The organism is Mesorhizobium sp. WSM4807 (assembly GCF_055811615.1).
In genome coordinates, this window is record NZ_JBVVQY010000005.1 from 94,736 (window position 1) to 111,709 (window position 16,974).

At 59.4% G+C, this 16,974-nt stretch carries 14 protein-coding genes and 2 pseudogenes; 7 read left to right on the forward strand and 9 right to left on the reverse strand.

Features of this window, described 5'->3' with window-relative positions:
* Positions 1-13: 13 nt before the first annotated feature.
* The 3 genes from AC0L3N_RS08255 to AC0L3N_RS08265 all read right to left on the reverse strand — a co-directional run bounded on the left by AC0L3N_RS08255 (position 14) and on the right by AC0L3N_RS08265 (position 4,080).
* Entirely contained in the window at positions 14-1,702 is a 1,689-nt protein-coding gene (locus AC0L3N_RS08255) for an ArnT family glycosyltransferase (protein WP_473546945.1), read from the reverse strand.
* The gene (locus AC0L3N_RS08260) at positions 1,702-2,661 is read right to left on the reverse strand and encodes a glycosyltransferase family 2 protein (protein ID WP_473546947.1); all 960 of its coding nucleotides are present in this window, start codon (positions 2,659-2,661) and stop codon (positions 1,702-1,704) included. The genes AC0L3N_RS08255 and AC0L3N_RS08260 overlap by 1 nt, the downstream gene beginning before the upstream one ends.
* A gap of 432 nt (positions 2,662-3,093) precedes the next feature.
* Positions 3,094-4,080 (reverse strand): phosphatase PAP2 family protein, encoded by a 987-nt coding sequence (locus AC0L3N_RS08265; RefSeq protein WP_473546949.1) that lies wholly within the window; start codon positions 4,078-4,080, stop codon positions 3,094-3,096.
* A 297-nt stretch (positions 4,081-4,377) separates the two neighbouring features.
* Between AC0L3N_RS08265 and AC0L3N_RS08270 the strand changes: the two are divergent.
* A pseudogene (locus AC0L3N_RS08270) lies at positions 4,378-5,250 on the forward strand (ISAs1 family transposase); the annotation flags it as partial.
* A gap of 581 nt (positions 5,251-5,831) precedes the next feature.
* On the opposite strand, the pseudogene AC0L3N_RS08275 reads toward AC0L3N_RS08270, so the two are convergent.
* The 6 genes and pseudogenes from AC0L3N_RS08275 to AC0L3N_RS08300 form a co-directional block, all read right to left on the reverse strand.
* Positions 5,832-6,152, reverse strand: a pseudogene (locus tag AC0L3N_RS08275) (ATP-dependent DNA ligase); the annotation flags it as partial.
* A gap of 601 nt (positions 6,153-6,753) precedes the next feature.
* On the reverse strand, positions 6,754-7,278 hold the full coding sequence (locus AC0L3N_RS08280; protein ID WP_473546951.1) for a prepilin peptidase: 525 nt from the start codon (positions 7,276-7,278) through the stop codon (positions 6,754-6,756).
* A gap of 9 nt (positions 7,279-7,287) precedes the next feature.
* The gene (locus AC0L3N_RS08285; protein WP_473546953.1) at positions 7,288-7,830 is read right to left on the reverse strand and encodes a tetratricopeptide repeat protein; all 543 of its coding nucleotides are present in this window, start codon (positions 7,828-7,830) and stop codon (positions 7,288-7,290) included.
* A gap of 58 nt (positions 7,831-7,888) precedes the next feature.
* Complete coding sequence (locus AC0L3N_RS08290) at positions 7,889-8,779, reverse strand: type II secretion system F family protein (RefSeq protein WP_473546955.1); 891 nt, start codon at positions 8,777-8,779, stop codon at positions 7,889-7,891.
* A gap of 78 nt (positions 8,780-8,857) precedes the next feature.
* On the reverse strand, positions 8,858-9,829 hold the full coding sequence (locus AC0L3N_RS08295) for a type II secretion system F family protein (RefSeq protein ID WP_473546957.1): 972 nt from the start codon (positions 9,827-9,829) through the stop codon (positions 8,858-8,860).
* Positions 9,829-11,220, reverse strand: a complete 1,392-nt coding sequence (locus AC0L3N_RS08300) for a CpaF family protein (RefSeq protein ID WP_473546959.1) — start codon at positions 11,218-11,220, stop codon at positions 9,829-9,831. Before AC0L3N_RS08300 ends, AC0L3N_RS08295 begins: the two co-directional genes overlap by 1 nt.
* A 525-nt stretch (positions 11,221-11,745) precedes the next feature.
* Between AC0L3N_RS08300 and AC0L3N_RS08305 the strand changes: the two genes are divergently transcribed.
* The 6 genes from AC0L3N_RS08305 to AC0L3N_RS08330 all read left to right on the forward strand — a co-directional run bounded on the left by AC0L3N_RS08305 (position 11,746) and on the right by AC0L3N_RS08330 (position 16,972).
* Positions 11,746-11,958: a Flp family type IVb pilin gene (locus tag AC0L3N_RS08305; RefSeq protein ID WP_473546961.1), complete on the forward strand. Its 213-nt coding sequence runs from the start codon at positions 11,746-11,748 to the stop codon at positions 11,956-11,958.
* A gap of 92 nt (positions 11,959-12,050) precedes the next feature.
* On the forward strand, positions 12,051-13,091 hold the full coding sequence (cpaB, locus tag AC0L3N_RS08310) for a Flp pilus assembly protein CpaB (protein ID WP_473546963.1): 1,041 nt from the start codon (positions 12,051-12,053) through the stop codon (positions 13,089-13,091).
* A 44-nt stretch (positions 13,092-13,135) separates the two neighbouring features.
* Positions 13,136-14,581, forward strand: a complete 1,446-nt coding sequence (locus tag AC0L3N_RS08315) for a type II and III secretion system protein family protein (protein WP_473546965.1) — start codon at positions 13,136-13,138, stop codon at positions 14,579-14,581.
* 4 nt (positions 14,582-14,585) lie between these two features.
* Positions 14,586-14,855 (forward strand): hypothetical protein, encoded by a 270-nt coding sequence (locus tag AC0L3N_RS08320; RefSeq protein WP_246805075.1) that lies wholly within the window; start codon positions 14,586-14,588, stop codon positions 14,853-14,855.
* A gap of 54 nt (positions 14,856-14,909) precedes the next feature.
* Positions 14,910-16,442: a TadE/TadG family type IV pilus assembly protein gene (locus AC0L3N_RS08325; RefSeq protein WP_473546967.1), complete on the forward strand. Its 1,533-nt coding sequence runs from the start codon at positions 14,910-14,912 to the stop codon at positions 16,440-16,442.
* Positions 16,443-16,447: 5 nt separating this feature from the next.
* Positions 16,448-16,972, forward strand: coding sequence for a TadE/TadG family type IV pilus assembly protein (locus AC0L3N_RS08330; RefSeq protein WP_473546969.1), 525 nt, complete (start codon positions 16,448-16,450; stop codon positions 16,970-16,972).
* Positions 16,973-16,974: the final 2 nt, after the last annotated feature.

Here is a 16,974-nt window from a genome sequence, read left to right on the forward strand (position 1 = left end):
GGAGATCCTCCGTTCAGAATCCGGTGAAGACCAACGTTGGCGGCCCACGCGCGGGAACTGGCGGGTTTCGTCCATGGCGTAACGCGGCCATTCCTCCTCGATAGGTGTGCATGCCGACAGCGAGTTCGACAACATCGCCCGGATGGACTAGCTGCTGGTCAATCTGGACCGGAGCATCCGCCGTGATTGTATATGGTCCCGGAATGGTAAGTGCGAATGCAGCTTCCATGCCGCTCGTCGCAGGCAGTTGCTTTCCCGCGATCCAAATTGGACCCCAATGCCGGACATAGTTCTCCCTCAACGCCTCTATGTCCGCTGGTAGCAATTCCTCGCCCGGCCTTGCAGCGTTGGTGTCGGGCTCCAGGGCGGCTGAGAGCGCCGGGCCGGAGACGATGACGAAGAGCGGTTTTTTTTCATTAATCGCATGTAGGAGCACCGGTTCTCCACGATTGCGATACTGTCCAATTCCCCAGGTACTCATCAGAAATCCCACATTGGGATAACGCACGATAACGCCTGCTTGAGCAATATATGGCACTGGTTCCGGAAAGATCTGATGCACTGCAGAAATCAGCGACTGCTGGGCCGATTGGTCTCGCTGAAATTCTGGAGCCGCCTGGACTGCCGCCAAGGCAACGAATATCGCGGGAAGCGTCCCTGCAATTTTCGACAGTGGGCGTAGCGCGTCTGCGGTCAACGCCCCGACCAACGCTACTGGTGCCATCATGAACACATAGAAATAGGGGAAGCTGTTTCGATAGAAGGCAATGAGCAACAGCGGCGAAATGAAGCTCAGTATAGTCAACGCGTGGAGCCTTTCCACACTTCGAGTCTTGACCACACGCGCTATAGCCAAGCCTATTCCAGCGCCGATCACAGACCATTGCGGCGCGCTCCAAACCAGCGAGTACAGCAGAAATCGGGCCCCGTGGAAAAGATCGTTGTCAACGAGTTGCTTGTTGTAGGCGTCGGTTAGGGTGTTTCTGGCCGGAGGCCCGCTCTGCGCCAAGCTCGCTGCGTGCCAAAGAAACAAACCTGCGAATGCCACGACAGCTATGGAGAGCGCGATGACCATGTTGCGGAGCAACATCTTGTCGGGGGTGCGTACCAGCCGCAGCACTGCGACCATTATGATGATAGGAACATAGAAGACCGATTTTATCGAGATCAATCCCGCAAGCGTCACTGCCAGCGCAGAAAGGGTCAGCACTCCGAGGGGGAGGCGGTCGCGAGTCAGTCCGAAGAGTGCACCCATGAGAAGTGCGGTGATGATGGGGTCGGCGCGGAAGCTCGTCCCGTGCCGCATTACGAAGACCAGTGTGGCGTAAAGTAACGTCGCCCACAAAGCCCCGCGGGCGGAAAGGAGGCTCTCAGTTGTTTTCAAAAGGAACCAGAGCGTCGCCAGGTGGAGAAGCCACATCAGGCAACGCGCCACAACGACCATACCTATCTCGTCGGTCGGCAGCAGCACCAGCCATGAAAATAGATGGACGTGAAATGTCTGCAGGGCAAGGCTAAGCGAAGCCCGCCTGTACTCGAACACCAGCGACAGGAAATGGAATTCATCCCAGTTCACTTCGCGAAAGAGTGCCGTCGCCAGTTGAAGCGCGGCGATTGTGCCGAAAAGGAAAAGAATTGTCCGTCGGCCAACCCCGACAGGACTTTCAGGCTTCGCGTCAAGAAAGCCGGCCAGACTCGTCATCACTCGACTCGATCCAGTCGCTCTTCGATTTTCCGTAGCTTGAAAAGAGCCATTTCGAGCATTTGCCGGTTGCGCCCGATGAGATCGGCGACAATCCCGAAAAGCAAAGTGATGAAGCCGATAATGATCAGCACTCCCCCAAGCACCAGCGACTGGATGTGGCCGCTACTGTTCCCGGCCAGAAACAGCCACAGAAAACGTAGTACTGGCAATGCTCCGATCAAAGAGATCAAGCTGCCGATGAGCAGAAATGTATTCAGCGGATTGTAAAGCGCATAGGCTCGCGCGATCGTGATGCTGGTATTGAAAATAAAGTTAGGTATGCTTTTGAACAGCCGCGATTCGCGCATCGGCGCGTTGGTCCGGACAGGCACCGACACCACTGCCATCCGCCTCTGGCCAGCCAGGATCAGCATTTCCGTCGTGTAGGAAAAGCGCGAAACGATATTGATCTGCATCGCCGCCTCGCGGCTCATGGCCCGAAACCCGCTGACTGCATCGGGAATGTCGATCCCCGCCAAATGGCGGACCAAGCCAGTGCCAATGCGCTGCAGGGCCTGCTTGCCTGATGAGAAATGGTGATTTGTGCCGACTTGGCGGTCGCCAATGACGATGTCGGCCTCGCCGCGTAGAATCGGCCCTATAAGCAGCTCTATGTCCGACGCGTCATACTGGTTGTCAGCGTCAGTATTGACAATAATGCCAGCTCCCGCGCGAAGGCTGGCATCTATTCCTGTCTGGAACGCAGCCGCCAGTCCCCGATTGCGCCGGTGGCTAACCACATGATTCACGTTAAGGCTTCTCGCAACTTCGGCAGTCCCATCGGTGCTGCCGTCGTCGATCACGAGGATATCGACGCTATCTATTCCGTCGATCTCGCGCGGTATCGCCGTAACAGTTGCTCCAAGACTCGCTGCCTCATTGTAGCAGGGAATCTGGATAACCAGTTTCAACGCCAAGATTGTCTCCCCACGCCCTATCCCATCATAAGCCAAGTACTTTATTTTACAACACGGCGGGGATACTTCTGGTTAACCAACCACAAAACCGGTGGCGACAAAGGCATCCGTTGAGGCTGACCTTTGACCTGCCATTGGCGCCCGAATCGCTTCAGACTGGCCCCGCCGATCAACGGTCCCGGACACTGATGGGAACACCCAGCACCCCCTGTTCGGTGGGGTTGACGTCGGGTTCAAGTGACAAGAGCGCGCTTGTTCCGTATCAGCTGCCGGCGCCGCTTCCGCAGGAGCCAACCGCCGAAGCCAAGTCCGCGCAGAGATCGGTGAAGCGACCGTTCACCCACATCATAAGCCAATGAAACCGTAAGTAGAATCCCCGTCCTTAACCATTTCGCACAATTGTAGGCTCTAGACCGGGCGGATTTGTGCGGATTATAGCCAGTTATATGTTCTGCGGCTTGCCCATCTCCAGATCAGCAGCACCGCGGCGATCGATACATAGCCGTCAATGGCATAGTGCCAGCCCGAATAGACAGATCCGAACAGGATTACCGCGGCATAGAGCCATGCGATGGCGCCTACCCAACGGTTGAGGCTCCATAGGAACAGCGCGTTCAAGGTGACGATGGCGACGTGGAAACTCGGCATGGCCGAGATGCCGCTGCCGACGACGGTCACGTTGTCGGTATAAGAAGAGTACAGGTAGTCGGTAATCCGGAGCGTATCGGGCCCGGCATTGCTTGCTTTCAACGCTGTGATGAGGTCCGCGAAGCGATCGCCGCCGAACATGCGGTCGTAGAAGATCGGCCCGGCCGACGAGCCAAGCAGGCGGACGGCGACGCCCAGCAGGATCCCGGTTGTGGTCAATGCCAGGAAATAGCGTTGGCGGGCGGCGGCGTTCTCCAGCCACGCCGCGAACACCACGATGCCGGCAAGGAGTACGAGCCAGAGCTGCGAATAGAGGACGTAGAGCAGCCGGTCAAGCGCCGGCGGGACCGGCACCGAACGGGCCCAGCGCCAAGGATCGCCGAAATGGATGGCAGCGTCAACGCGGGCGAATAGCGGATCGGCGAAGAAGGTCACCAGGCCGGAAAAGTCGTGCTTGTAGGCGGTGTACGCCGCGACGCAGGCCATGAAGATCAGGATGGTCGACGTAGCGCCGATGCCGCGCGCCGCCAACTTGTCTCGAACGAAACCGAGCGGCGATCGCGGCCGGTTGATGACGCCGGCGATGGCCAGGCCGAGAAACACCATCAGTGGCATCAGCAGGTAGTAGAGCCGCAAACGGGTTTCACCAAAAGCCGCCAGGAATGATTCCGGGAACAGCAGCGCCGCGGTGCCGGCATAGATCAGGCAGAATATCCCGAGCTTCACCGACGCAGTCATTCGAGCCGGTTTAGCGGCTATGTCAGGCGCCATCTCCATTTTCGAACCGGCTTTTCCTTGATGATTGGGAGTGGTGGCGGATCGCCCATCACGGCGGGCCTTGGGGGCTCAAGAACCAATCGTTCAATGAGCGCTACGGCTCCGGCGGCGCCGGCGCCAGCAAGCACAATGATCAAGAGCTTCTTCAGTAAATCCAAATGGAATCCCGCCCCGGCGGGATAATGCGACCGGTCACCGCAAAACGCAACTGTAGCTTCGAACTCGGGTTAACGCACTTTAGGATTGCGGTTGATCTGATTCCATGGGGCTTCGATGATTCGGAGCCGTGCCATGACCCTTGCCACCCTCGAAGGATTTGACAAGCCGCGCCTGAAGGCGCTTCTGGAGCATTTCGCCTCAATCGAAGACCCGCGCGAGCCGTGGCGGGTGGCGCATCCGCTGCCGGAAGTCCTGCTTCTGGTTGTCTGCGGCACGATCTGCGACTGCGACGACTATGATCTGATTGCCGACTGGGGCGCGGCGCGTCTCGACTTCCTGCGCCGCTACTTGCCCTATCATCACGGCGTGCCAGGCGGGCGCTGGCTGACCATGCTGATGAACCGCGTCGATCCCGGCCTGTTCTCGGCCGCCTTCACCTCATGGGTGCGCCAGACATGGCCCGACAAGCCGGGCTTCGTCGCCATCGACGGCAAGACGTCACGGCGCAGCCACGATCGCGGCGCTGGCAAGGCGCCGCTGCATCTGGTCTCGGCCTTCGCCACCACTGCCCGTCTCGTGCTCGGACAGGAGGCCGTCGCTGACAAGAGCAACGAGACGACCGCGATCCCGGTGCTTGTCGAGCGCCTGGCGGCAAATGACGGCCTCAAGGGCACGCTCGTCTCGATCGACGCCATCGCCACCAATGCCGCCATTGCTACCACCATCAGGGATGCCGGCGCCGACTACCTGCTCGCCGTCAAGGCCAACCAGCCGACGCTCAGAGCCGAGATCGAGCGCTATTTCGACGACGCTCCAGCCGATTGCCTCGACAGCTTCGTCGATCTCGACAAGGGCCATGGCCGCATCGAGCAGCGCACCGTCACCGTCTCGCGCGAGACTGGCTGGCTCGAAGGCCAGCGCCGCTTTCCCGGTGAACTGCGCCTGCCAGACGCCACAACCATCGTGCGCGTCAGCTCGCGCACGGGACTGAAGGACAAAAGCCGCTTCTATCCAAAGCGGTTCTGCTCGAAACCAAGGACGACTTGTGGTTCAACTTTGGCAACCAAACCTTGATGGAGGGTGGCGAAACGACTGCGGAGCTATGGAGGGCTCAGGCAGAGACCTGCTGTCGGCTACGGAGTTTGACGACCTTTGCAGACGGCTTTCCCGAAAGCGCGGCCGCTATCGGACCGACAGCCCTGTCGGCCGATTTGGTCGCAGGATCGCGCTGAATATGTGCAGAGATTGCAGTAGAGCGATGGTTGCTATGTCCGAGGATTGCGCCCGTCATCGCCAGTGTCTCACCAGTGGATACCGCTGCGGAACCAAGCGTATGTCGCAGCGTGTGGGGTGTTACGCCGGGTAGCTCGGCAAGTTTAATCGCCTTGGGCCAAATTATGGAAGCCATGTCGCCACCATGTCGCCACCGGGAAGAAAGGTGCAGGAATTTCGATATGGCTTATTGCTTGTAAATTCAATGGGCTAGCAAGCTTGGGAGTGTTCCCGGAACCAGTAGGAATGTCAGTACTCAACCTTGCCAAGGTTGGGGTCGAGCGTTCGAATCGCTTCACCCGCTCCAGCTTGCGGGTGCCGGGCTCGGCCATGAGGGCGAAAGCCGGCTTGCCTCTCTCGCGTTCGACGCCGAGAAGTTCAAACTCGTTTTCGGTGAAGGATTTTGTTTTCAGCCAATTGGTAGTCGGGCCGCTGCGATATTTGCTGTCTCGGCGCTTCGATATCATCCCTTCCAGGCCGGCCGCGTCGATCAGATGATAGATCGCATTAGCCTCGCCCGGCATTGTCTCACTGAACTGGATGCGGCTGTCAGACCCTATAAGGCCAGCCAGGATTTCCCGCCGATCCTCCAGTGCCATGTCGCGCAGATCGTGGCCGTTGAGGTGCAGCAGATCCTACTCCGCAGCGGCTGTCGGGTCGACCCTATCAACGCGCGGTAGCAACCACGTGAGACGAGATCGAACCAACAACCCCGCAACCGGCGCCAAGTGCACTCCGCTGGTCCGAAAGTGCCGGACATTAGCGATCACTTGTATTTCTCTTGAATCAAGATCATGCTTAATTGGCAGAGCGGGTGTTGGGCCGCTGGATCGGGATTAGGTGGGTTTAAGGGGAAGAGCGTTATGGAATTCGCAAGTTGTTATGTGCAGGACGGGACTGTTCTCGCGTCCTCGATCTTCCTTACCGTCACTGCTGCCTTCATAGTTTTGGCCGCGGTCGCCGCTGGACGGTTGATAGCGATGTCAGGCGCGAGTTCTGCCGACCAGCTTCAGACCGCGTAAAATCCCCGCGCAAGTCACCTCTCCGCTGGAAAGGGCGAGCGCTGGTTTTGTTCTGAGGCCGATGCTCAGGCGGCCGGATGGCGGTAAGCGCCGTTAGCCTCGCCAATCGGTTCGGAATAACCGTCGGTCGCTCGCCGGCTAGGCCGGGCCGAACATCGCCATCGCCATCCGGGGCGTTTAGGTTGTCCAAGCAGTTGCGGCTATTCCTGTCTGGTCAGATCGCCGGACCGGGATGGGGCATCAAGGTGACGTAGATCTGAAACGCTATCGTGCAGATCGCTGCGAGCGAGATCGGCACGCCGAACGGCACAACGCCTTTGCGGTCCAGGTGCTGAACATACAGGCGAAAGACGCCTTGCGGCAGCATGAGCGGATTTTTGACGACCATCGCTGTGGCGAGCGCGAAAACCAGCAGCAGCACTGAAAATACGACGAGGCCGCTGCCGCCGATCAGCAACGGCGTGACCGCCATCAGCTTGACATCGCCGGCCCCGATCTTGCGCAGGGCCCAGAACGGGAAGAGCGCAACGAGCAGCAAAAGACCGGCAAGCCCGCTCAGGCCCATGTCCCACCACGACCCGGATTGCACCGACAGGAGCTGCAGCGAGCCCAACCCCAGGCAAAGCAGCAGCAGCACATTCTGGTTGGATATCTTCTGGGTGGTGAAGTCGAGCCAGGCGATCCTTGCCAGCAAAGGAATGGCTAGTCCCTTCAGCAGCAGCGATGCGGCGAGCAACATGCTATCGCCTTACCGCTCGAGATTCTTCACGCTGGACGACAGGAGCCGCAGATTGTTGGCCACGGTCGGATCGTTGGGCGCCAGCTCGTAAGCCTTGAGGAAATTGCTGCGCGCGTCCTGCAGCTTGCCGCGCAGCAGATAGGAATAACCGACATTGTTGTAATATTCGGGCGTCCCGCCGACCAGCCGGAAGGCCTGGCGATAGGCCAGGTCGGAGAGGTCGAAACGGCGGATGCGATCGCTAGAGGCGGCCAGGCCCATCCAGGCACCACCGTCGTTGGGCGCCAGTCGCGTCGCCTTGTAGAACAGGGCGCCGGCATTGCCGTAGTTTTCCGCACGGAACTGGTTCTTGGCTTCGGCAACAGCCTGGTCCGAGGCATAGTACTCGACGTCGCTGACCGTCTTCAGCCCGTCGAAGGCATCGCCAAAGGCTGTCACATCACCTTTCGAGGGCTCGTTGGTGCGGACGACGCCGCTATCAGCCGTCTGACAGCCGGAAAGCACGATAAGCAGCAAACCGGCTACGGCCGCGAGGCGCATTGGCCCTGTCATTTCGTCCCCCAAAAGAGTTCTCTCCGACTCTGTATTTTCGACCAAAGCATATACCTGCTTAGAAGAAAACACCCCTCATGCGAACAATAATCGGTAACAGCACAATCATCAGGACAACCGGAAAGACGCAGACCCCCAACGGGATCATCATTTTGACCGGCAATGCGTTGCCGCGCTCTTCAGCGCGAAGAATTCTCTTGCCGCGCATTTCATCGCTGTAAACGCGTAACGCATCCGTCAGGCTGGTGCCGAGTTCTTCCGACTGCCGAAACAATATCGACAGCGCTCGCGCCTCCTCCAGGCCAAGACGATCGGAGAGATCTCGAAGACCCTCGCGCAGCGGCTTGCCGGCGCGCAGTTGCAGATTCATGATCGCTAGCTGGATGCCGAGCCATTTGTGGGTACCGGCCAGTTCCTGAGTGACACGCTCAACTGCGGCCTCCAGGCTCATGCCGGCGTCGGCGCAGGTGATCATCATGTCCATGAAATCGGGAAAGCCGCGACGATAAGTTTCCTTCTGCGCATTCTCGAATCGATCGAGGGCGACGCTCGGAATGACGAGGCAAGCAAGACCAAACAAAGCAGCAGCTGCGAAGGTCAGGAACCCTGGGATTTGCGGCGGCACCACTGCAACCAACCCCGTGTATGATCCGAGAAAGCCGACAGCGACAGCGCCGAATCGCGACAACGTATACATCAGAGGCGCGCTTGCTTGATAGAATCCTGCGCGAAAGAGCTTTGCCTCAAGGGCATTCGGCTCGCTTCGCTCCTTTTCGACCGATCGGAAATAGGCGTCGACCGGGCGCTGTGCCGCAATCTGGGCAAGCTGTTCCTGCCCAGCAAGGGACCGGCGGTCGGCAATCCCCTCGGAACGCAAGCTTTGCGCCACCAGTTTGCGGGTCTGAAGGGCAGGCCTGAAGACAAGGGCTCCGAACAGGAATAGCGCCATCGCCGCCAGGAAAACGGCAATTGAGACCAAAAGGCCCAAATCTTGAGTGTTCGAAAAAAGGTCTATGTCACGCTCCCGTCAGAAATCGAAGTTGACCATACGGTACATGATGAAATCACCCAGCAACGCCCACAGTCCGAAGATCAGGAATACGGGCATGACGAGTGGGCTGTTCCATATGTCGCCGTAATAGCTCGGTGCAATGACCATAAGCAGACCGAACATGACGAGCGGAAACAAGGAAATGATCCATGCCGACATCCGGCCTTCGGCCGAGAGCGCCCGGATTTTCATTCGCAATTTCTCCCTCTCGCGCAGCACCGATGAGAGGTTCGACAGGATCTCAGTGAGATTTCCGCCTGTCTTGGCCTGGATCGAGAGCGATACCGAAAGCAGATGGAGACCTTCAAACCCTACACGTTGCGACAGTTTCCGCACTGCCTGTTCAATGCTGAGACCAAAGGTGATTTCGTCGGAAACAATGCCGAATTCGGTGCCGAGCGGGTCAGGCATTTCACGGGCGACAAGGGCGATAGCGACCGTAGTCGGGTGACCGGCACGCAGCGAACGCACGATCATGTCGAGCGCATCGGGAAGCTGAGCAGCGAATTTCAGGATACGCTTATTGCGTGCGCGCCGAAGGACGAGAAGCGGCAGCGCAAATCCCACCAGCAGGAAAGCGATCAGCGCCACGACAGTGGAGAAGCCAAAAAGCAACGGCAGCACCAGTCCGAGCACCAGCCCGCCAAGAAGGAACATTGCCGCGAAAGCCAGCGGATTGCCGGTAATGCCGGATTGTGTGTAAAGCCGGTTCAAAGCGACCATGCCAAAGATGTAATCGCCCGAATCCGTCAGCCCGCGTTCGCGGAGCAAGCCTTGAAGGGTCTTTTCTGCAGGTGCCTCCTCCGCCAGGCGCGCGAGACGACGGTTGATCGTACCGGCTCGAACGCGCCGCGCCGCGTACGACACATAGAGGGATTCGGCGGCAAGGATCATCGACGCGGCTGCAAGTACATAGATAAAGTAAAGCAACGTCTGGCCGGTCGGCATCAGAGCGGCACCTGCGGATTGAAGGCATCCTTGGCGAAGTGGTGGCCGAGCGTCGCCGCCTCCTGAGCAAAGCGCGGACGGACGCCGGTGGCGCGAAATTCTCCGATGATCTTACCTTCGGCAGTCGAATCCCGGCGAACGAAATGATAAATTTCCTGGAGTTGGACGACATTGCCTTCCATACCGGTGAGCTCCGAGATGGAAACAACCCGCCTCCCACCGTCTGAAAGGCGCTGTGTCTGCACGATGATGTCGATGGCCGACGCGATCTGCGCCCGAATGGACTCATGGGTCATCGGCATGCCGGCCATGCCGACCATTTGCTCGAGCCGTGATATCGCATCGCGCGGCGTGTTGGCATGGATGGTGGTCATCGAGCCTTCGTGGCCGGTGTTCATGGCTTGCAGCATATCGAAGGCCTCCTCGCCGCGCACCTCGCCGACGATGATGCGGTCCGGCCGCATGCGCAACGCATTCTTGAGCAGTTCGCGCTGACGAATCTCGCCCTTGCCCTCGACATTGGGCGGACGCGTCTCCAGCCGGCCGACATGTGGCTGCTGCAACTGCAGTTCCGCCGCGTCCTCGATGGTGATCAGGCGCTCCTTGGCCGGGATGTAGCTCGACAAGGCGTTGAGCAAGGTCGTCTTGCCGCTGCCGGTGCCGCCTGAAACCAGGATCGACTTGCGTGCCTGCACGGCAATGCGCATCAGGTCGATCATCGGCTGGCGAATCGAATTGAACGCCATCAGGCGTTCGAGCGAATAGGGGTTTTTGGAGAATTTGCGGATAGACACCAGCGGGCCATCCACCGAGATCGGCCGTACCGCGATGTTGACGCGCGACCCATCTTCCAGCCGCGCGTCGACCATCGGCGCGGATTCATCGACGCGGCGGCCGATCGCCGAGACGATCTTGTTGATGACACGCAGCAGATGCGCCTCGTCGCGGAAACGGATCGATGTCTCCTCGATCACGCCGCGCCGCTCGATGAAAACACGGTTGTGGGTGTTGATCAGGATGTCAGCAATCGAGTCATCCTTGAGCAGCGGTTCGATCGGCCCGAGCCCAAGCATCTCGTCGGCCGTGTCGCTGGTCAGTTGATCGAGTTCGCGGGCGTTCAACGGCACGTTTCGACTACGGACGAATTCGCGCACGATCGGTCGGATCTCGTTGAGGATCTCGCCCTTGGACGCTGTTTCGAGGACGGCGAGGTTGAAGCGGTCGATCAGGTGACGATGGAGATCGACTTTGAGTGTCAGGAAATCGTCGCCATGCGGCGCTAGATCGGAGGCTGCGGAAAGCGTAGGGACGACAGGCGACACCGCCGCTATTGGATGGAGCGTTGGCTCGACCCGCGGCTCGCTTGATCCCTTGATGAATCGCCCCAGCATGACGCTTCTCCCCGTGTAAATGCCCCACCGCGAAACTAAGCGTTAACCACGCTTGGCACAAGCGCCAGCCGCACCATGCAACTTAATACTTCAGACATAGTTAAAATCAAGGATAAGAAAACGCGACGTCTAGTTGGTCAGCGGCGCTGTCCTAATGGAACACGAGCACCCGCCTTTCAATGCCAGAAGCTTTTTCGTCACAAAGGCGCCATGGAACCCACGCAAGCCCTTAAGATATAAAGGAATATGCACTACCGCTAATGCTGCCCCACTTCCGCCATACCCGCGGCCAAATTGTGAACGAATGGTTAAGAGGGTTGAAAAATGAGCCGAATCAATGTTTTGGTCTGCCTCAGATCGGCAATATTCTTGCCAAATCATGTATAGGAAAGTTAAGCAATCCTTAATCCCGTTTGACTCTGGTTTTCGTCGGGACTTAGATCGAGATGACGGGGGATGCTTGGGTATGGGGTTCATCCTTGGCTCTGTCTCGTCGGGTTCAAACCTCCAAAGGGAGAAATTATCATGAAGAAGCTCATGACGATGGCCCGGCAGTTCCGCGACGACGAAAACGGCGCTGCCATGGTCGAATATTCCATCCTGGTCGGCATTATCGCCGGCGCCGCGATTCTCATCATCGTCGGCATCGGACTGTGGGTGAACGGCCGATTTACCGATCTCTGCGCCGATCTGCAGTCCAGCGGCCTTGGTAGCTGCGGAAGCGGCACCGGAAGCTAATCGCTTGATCTTCAGGCCCGGATTTATTCGATCCGGGCCTGAATCCATCGCGGCGGGCGAATTCCCGCTCTTGGGGTTTGGGGCTTGGGTCTATGCGCGCCAATACACTTATCATGATCGTACTCGCCGGTGTGTTCGGCGTGCTAGCGGTGGTTCTCGTCAATATCTGGCTGGCCAGCCAGCGCAGCAACATGGCACAGGCGAAGGATATTCCGCGCGACACGGTCGTGGTGGCGGCGGTGGCGCTGAAGTTCGGCGATACTTTGACCGCCGACAAATTGCGCGAGATCGCATGGCCGGCGGGCGCGGTACCAGCCGGCGCCTTCAAGACGACCAAAGAAGCGCTGGCCGGCGACGGCACAAGACAGGCGCTGCAAGCGATCGGCACGAACGAGCCTCTTTTAGCGACCAAGATCACCGGCCCCGGCCAGCGCGCCACGCTTTCTGCAGTGCTCGGCGAAGGCATGAAGGCCGTTTCTATTCGCGTCAACGACGTGCTTGGAGTAGCCGGGTTCGTCTTCCCCGGCGACCGCGTCGACGTGCTGCTGACGCGCACAGTGCGCAGCAATGAAGGCCCGGACAAGAGTTTTGTCGACGTGCTGCTGCAGAGCATGAAGGTGCTCGCCGTCGACCAGGTCGCCGACGAAAGCAAGGAAAGCCCGACGGTGGTGAAGTCCGTCACACTTGAAGCCAGCACCAGGGACGCCCAGAAGCTTACACTTGCCGCCGGCGCCGGCCAGCTCTCACTGGCGCTTCGCCAGGCCGCCGCCAGCAGCGGCGAGACGACCGAACGCGTGACGCTGTCAGACCTTACGGGCGACACGCCCGCCGATGTCGCCGCCAGGCAGGCCGAACTCGCCAAGCAGGCAATAGCCGAGGCTGAGGCCGCGGCCGAGCGCAAGCGCGCGGACGAAAAAATCAATGGATTGGCTCAGGCAGTGGAGCGGGTGGGAAGCAGGCTCGACCTGTTGAGCAGCGCAAAACCTGTTCCGGCAGTGGCCGCAGCACCCCAGGTGCAAGAAGTGGTTAAGGAAGTGATCAAATATGTGCAGCCGGAACCGCCGGCGCGTGCGACAATCGGCGTGTTCAGGGGTGTGAAACTCGAATCTTACGACGTGCCGCGACAAAAATAACGCTAGGGTATTGCCGAACGATTCGGCAAGAGGGGGTAGTCTAGATGCGTATGTTACGGGGACCACTGGCGGCTGCCGCGCTGGCCTGTTCGGTCATGCTGCTGCCGATCGACCTTGCTGCTCATGCAGCCGACCGCAGGATCGATGTATCGAACCCCAGCGTCCACCGTATTTTCCTGCCCATGTCGCAGTCGGTAACGATCCAGGTGAACGCCACGCTGGGCGACATCGTCGTCGGCGACGAGAAGATCGCCGACGCCCAGCCAATGACCGACCGGACGCTCTATGTCATCGGCAAGAGCGCCGGCACCACCACCGTCAACCTCTTTTCCGAAGACAAGCGCTCGCTTGGCGTGATCCAGATCGAAGTCGGCGTCGACGTGAGCGACATGGCGCAGGCGATCCGGCAAGTGGCGCCCAATTCGCGCATCGATATCGGTTCGATCAACGGCAAGGTCAGGCTTGGCGGCCATGTCAAGGACGGCGCCACGCTGGCGGCGATCATGGAGGTTGCCCAGCAATATGGCCCCGATGCGATCATAAACGCCGTGACCGTCGACGACAGCCAGCAGGTTAACCTCGAAGTGCGGGTGCTGGAGGCCAAGCGCAACGCCGGCCGCGATCTTGGCGTCTCAATCAGGAGCACCAACGGCAGCGGCACGACCCGCACCGCAACGGGCATAGCCGCCGTCGACGAGGACGGTGTGGTGCTGGGGCCGGGCAATCTGCTTACCGGCCTTCTTTCGAACACCAACCCATTCGCGGCGCTGATCACCCGCGTCATCGACAGCAACATCAAGGTCGACCTGATCATCGAGGCTCTCGAGGCCAAGGGGGTGGTGCGCACGCTTGCCGAACCCAATCTCACCACTCTTTCCGGTGAGGTCGCCAGCTTCAATGCCGGCGGCGAAGTGCCTATCCGCACCGACGAGGGTGATGGCGAGATCTCGGTCGAATACAAGCAGTTCGGTGTCAATCTGCTGTTCACGCCGGTCGTGCTCAACAACGACAAGATCAACATCAGGCTGGCGCCGGAGGTCAGCGACCTCACCGGTTTTACCACCGCCGGCGACCCGATCTTCACCAACCGCAAGCTGTCTACCGTCGTCGAGTTGCGCGACGGCCAGAGCTTCGCGGTCGGCGGGCTTTTGTCCAGCAAGAACACCAAGATCCAGCGGCAGGTGCCGTGGCTCGGCCAGGTGCCGATCGTCGGGACGCTGTTCCGGAATTCGAGCAACCAGAAGGAAGAGACCGAACTGGTCGTGATCGTCACGCCGCGTATCGTGCGGCCGGTAAAGCCGGGCGAGCAGCTGGCGACGCCGTTCGACAAGACACGGCCGGCCAACGACCCGGAGCTCTTCATTCTCGGTCAACTCGAAGTGACCAAGGATATGGTTCGCAAATATGAACTGGGCGAAGGCGTGGTCGGCCCCTATGGCCACATGCTCGACCTGAAATCCAAGGACAAAATGATTTATGTCAAGAAATAGCGCCTTGATTCTTCTTTTGTGCGCCGGCGGGCTGACGGGCTGCGCCGCCGACTACCTGAACAATTACGAAACGGTGACACTGGCTGCCGGCGACACGCAGAAATACAATTCGCTGCTGCAGACGGTCGATCCGCTCAATCCGGCGTCGAGGAACACGGCGATCGAAGGCGACGGCGCGCGCGCTGCCGCTGTTGCCCAGAGTTACAAATTTCCACCACCGCCACCGCCTCCGCCGGCCATCACGGTCAACGTCGGCAACACCGGGGTTGAATAGAAGGGTGCGGGTTCAGCGTCAGGCAAAGCGACTGGCGTCAGGGGAGCAAGGGCCATGCTGCGGATTGTTCGCGCGTTCTGGCACGATCAAAGGGGAGTAGCGCTGATACTGGTCAGCATCATGCTGCCGGCAATCATCGGCTTTTCCCTGCTGGCGATCGACATGAGCCGGGTCAACAACTTACACAATGATTTGCAGAAGGGGGCCGACAGCTTTGCGCTAGCCGCGGCGGCGGAACTGGACGGAAGCAGCGGTTCCTGGGCACGAGCCGAACGCGCCATGGCGATGCTCATAGACAACGAAAGCAATTTCTCCACGGCAGGCAGGTTCATCCTGACCTCCGACCAGCCAGGAGGCTCACAACCCTGCAACAATGCTGGGAACATTTCCTGGTGCTTCCTCAAAGCGATCCCCGCCAGCGACGGGACCAGGATTACAAACGCCAATCTGGCCACCTATCGTGCAGATGCCAACCAGGCTGTCGGAGAGGCGGAAACGCGGTTCATCCAGGTGACGGTCGTTCCCCAAGGGTTCGCCGCGATCTTTCCCGCCTCGATTCTATCATCCGGCACCAGCAACTCTTGGACCATAGGTGCCGTCGCTGTCGCGGGGTTCACCTCCGGCGTGTGCGATTTTACACCGGTCTTCATGTGCAACCCCTATGAGATGGTGAACGGGACAAACAATGCCGGGGGTTATACGCTTGAGCAGGCCATTTCCGATCCGGCCGTGCGTCGCCGGCTGATCGAACTGAGGAAGGTTGGAAATGGCGCTGCGGCCGGCCCGGGCAACTTCGGCTTCCTCGAGCCTCCGCCAAACGTGGGAAATGGTGCCCAAGCACTGGCTCAGACGATCGCAACATCGACGCCAATCGGCTGCTACAATTCCGCGAACGTAACGACGAAGACCGGTCAGAATGCCGGCCCGGTGCAAGACGCCTTCAACGTTCGTTTCGGGATTGGAGCCAGCGGCAACCACTTCAACAGCCCAGAGTACGGTCCCGCCGACAATGTCCGAAAAGGGGCGATACAGACCACCGGCAGCACTAATCAATGCCCTTCCATGAACAAACTTTCCTTCACCGAAGCTGGAACGATGGGCCTTCCGCGCGACGCGACTACCCCGTATCTGGGCGGCAGGATGGGCGACGGAAATTGGGATTTCTCCGGCTATTGGAGCACCAATTTCGGGTCCGCTGCCTATCCAGCGTCGTGGGACACGACCAAGCCGACACGCTATGAGGTCTACCGTTACGAGATATCGGCAGGGTTGGTGGGCACCGCGTCGACCGGTGGAGAGACCGGAACGCCGCCGGCAGCTTGCCAACCGCCTGTCACGACAGTCGATCGTCGGTTGATTTATGGTGCTATCCTGAACTGCAATGCTCTCGAAGCTGCGGGCAACGGCCTGTCGGGCCACAGCACCAATCTGCCGGTCGAAGCCTTCGGCAGTTTCTTCCTCACTGAACCCGTACCGTCAGCATCGGAAGATGCGTCGGTGATGGTCGAACTGGTCGACGTAACCGGCGGTGCCGGCCAGGGTACGCTCGACAATTTCCTTCGCGACGAAGCTCAGCTTTATCGGTGATGGCGATGATCAGAACCCTGTTCCGTTACCTCGACAGATTTCGACGCGACCATCGCGGCACAGCGCTTGTCGAGACGGCGCTGATACTACCGCTCATGGTACCCCTCACGGCGGGCGTGTTCGAATTCGGCAATCTGATCCACAAAAAGCTGCTGATGGAGGCCGGGCTTTCGGACGGCGCGCGCTTTGCCGCTCGCTGCAACAGTCAATTGTACACCAAGGCCGGGCTGACGATCAATTGCGCCGATACTGCCATAAACATCGCGGTGTTCGGCAATGCTGCGGGGACTGGGAATGCGCGCATCGCCGGCTGGCCGAAGGCAAACGTTACCGTGACCATTGCCGCCTCAGGGTCGTGCCATGACGCCGTGGTCGCAGGTGTCACCCTATATCGCTCCACCACCTCGCAGGTCTGCATCGTCCGGGCCGCAGGCACGTTGGACTACAACGACATCGGAATGCTGTCGCTGCTCGGCATCGGCCCGATCACGCTCAGCGGCTTTCACGAGGAGCGGTTGATCCGGTTCTGATC

What these genes read in the sequence shown, in the direction of transcription:
- AC0L3N_RS08255 (WP_473546945.1), bottom strand. Translation starts at nt 1,702, where the DNA reads ATGACGAGTCTGGCCGGCTTTCTTGACGCGAAGCCTGAAAGTCCTGTC.
- AC0L3N_RS08265 (WP_473546949.1), bottom strand. Translation starts at nt 4,080, where the DNA reads ATGGCGCCTGACATAGCCGCTAAACCGGCTCGAATGACTGCGTCGGTG.
- AC0L3N_RS08280 (WP_473546951.1), bottom strand. Translation starts at nt 7,278, where the DNA reads ATGTTGCTCGCCGCATCGCTGCTGCTGAAGGGACTAGCCATTCCTTTG.
- AC0L3N_RS08285 (WP_473546953.1), bottom strand. Translation starts at nt 7,830, where the DNA reads ATGACAGGGCCAATGCGCCTCGCGGCCGTAGCCGGTTTGCTGCTTATC.
- AC0L3N_RS08290 (WP_473546955.1), bottom strand. Translation starts at nt 8,779, where the DNA reads ATGGCGCTATTCCTGTTCGGAGCCCTTGTCTTCAGGCCTGCCCTTCAG.
- AC0L3N_RS08295 (WP_473546957.1), bottom strand. Translation starts at nt 9,829, where the DNA reads ATGCCGACCGGCCAGACGTTGCTTTACTTTATCTATGTACTTGCAGCC.
- AC0L3N_RS08300 (WP_473546959.1), bottom strand. Translation starts at nt 11,220, where the DNA reads ATGCTGGGGCGATTCATCAAGGGATCAAGCGAGCCGCGGGTCGAGCCA.
- AC0L3N_RS08305 (WP_473546961.1), top strand. Translation starts at nt 11,746, where the DNA reads ATGAAGAAGCTCATGACGATGGCCCGGCAGTTCCGCGACGACGAAAAC.
- cpaB (WP_473546963.1), top strand. Translation starts at nt 12,051, where the DNA reads ATGCGCGCCAATACACTTATCATGATCGTACTCGCCGGTGTGTTCGGC.
- AC0L3N_RS08315 (WP_473546965.1), top strand. Translation starts at nt 13,136, where the DNA reads ATGCGTATGTTACGGGGACCACTGGCGGCTGCCGCGCTGGCCTGTTCG.
- AC0L3N_RS08325 (WP_473546967.1), top strand. Translation starts at nt 14,910, where the DNA reads ATGCTGCGGATTGTTCGCGCGTTCTGGCACGATCAAAGGGGAGTAGCG.
- AC0L3N_RS08330 (WP_473546969.1), top strand. Translation starts at nt 16,448, where the DNA reads ATGATCAGAACCCTGTTCCGTTACCTCGACAGATTTCGACGCGACCAT.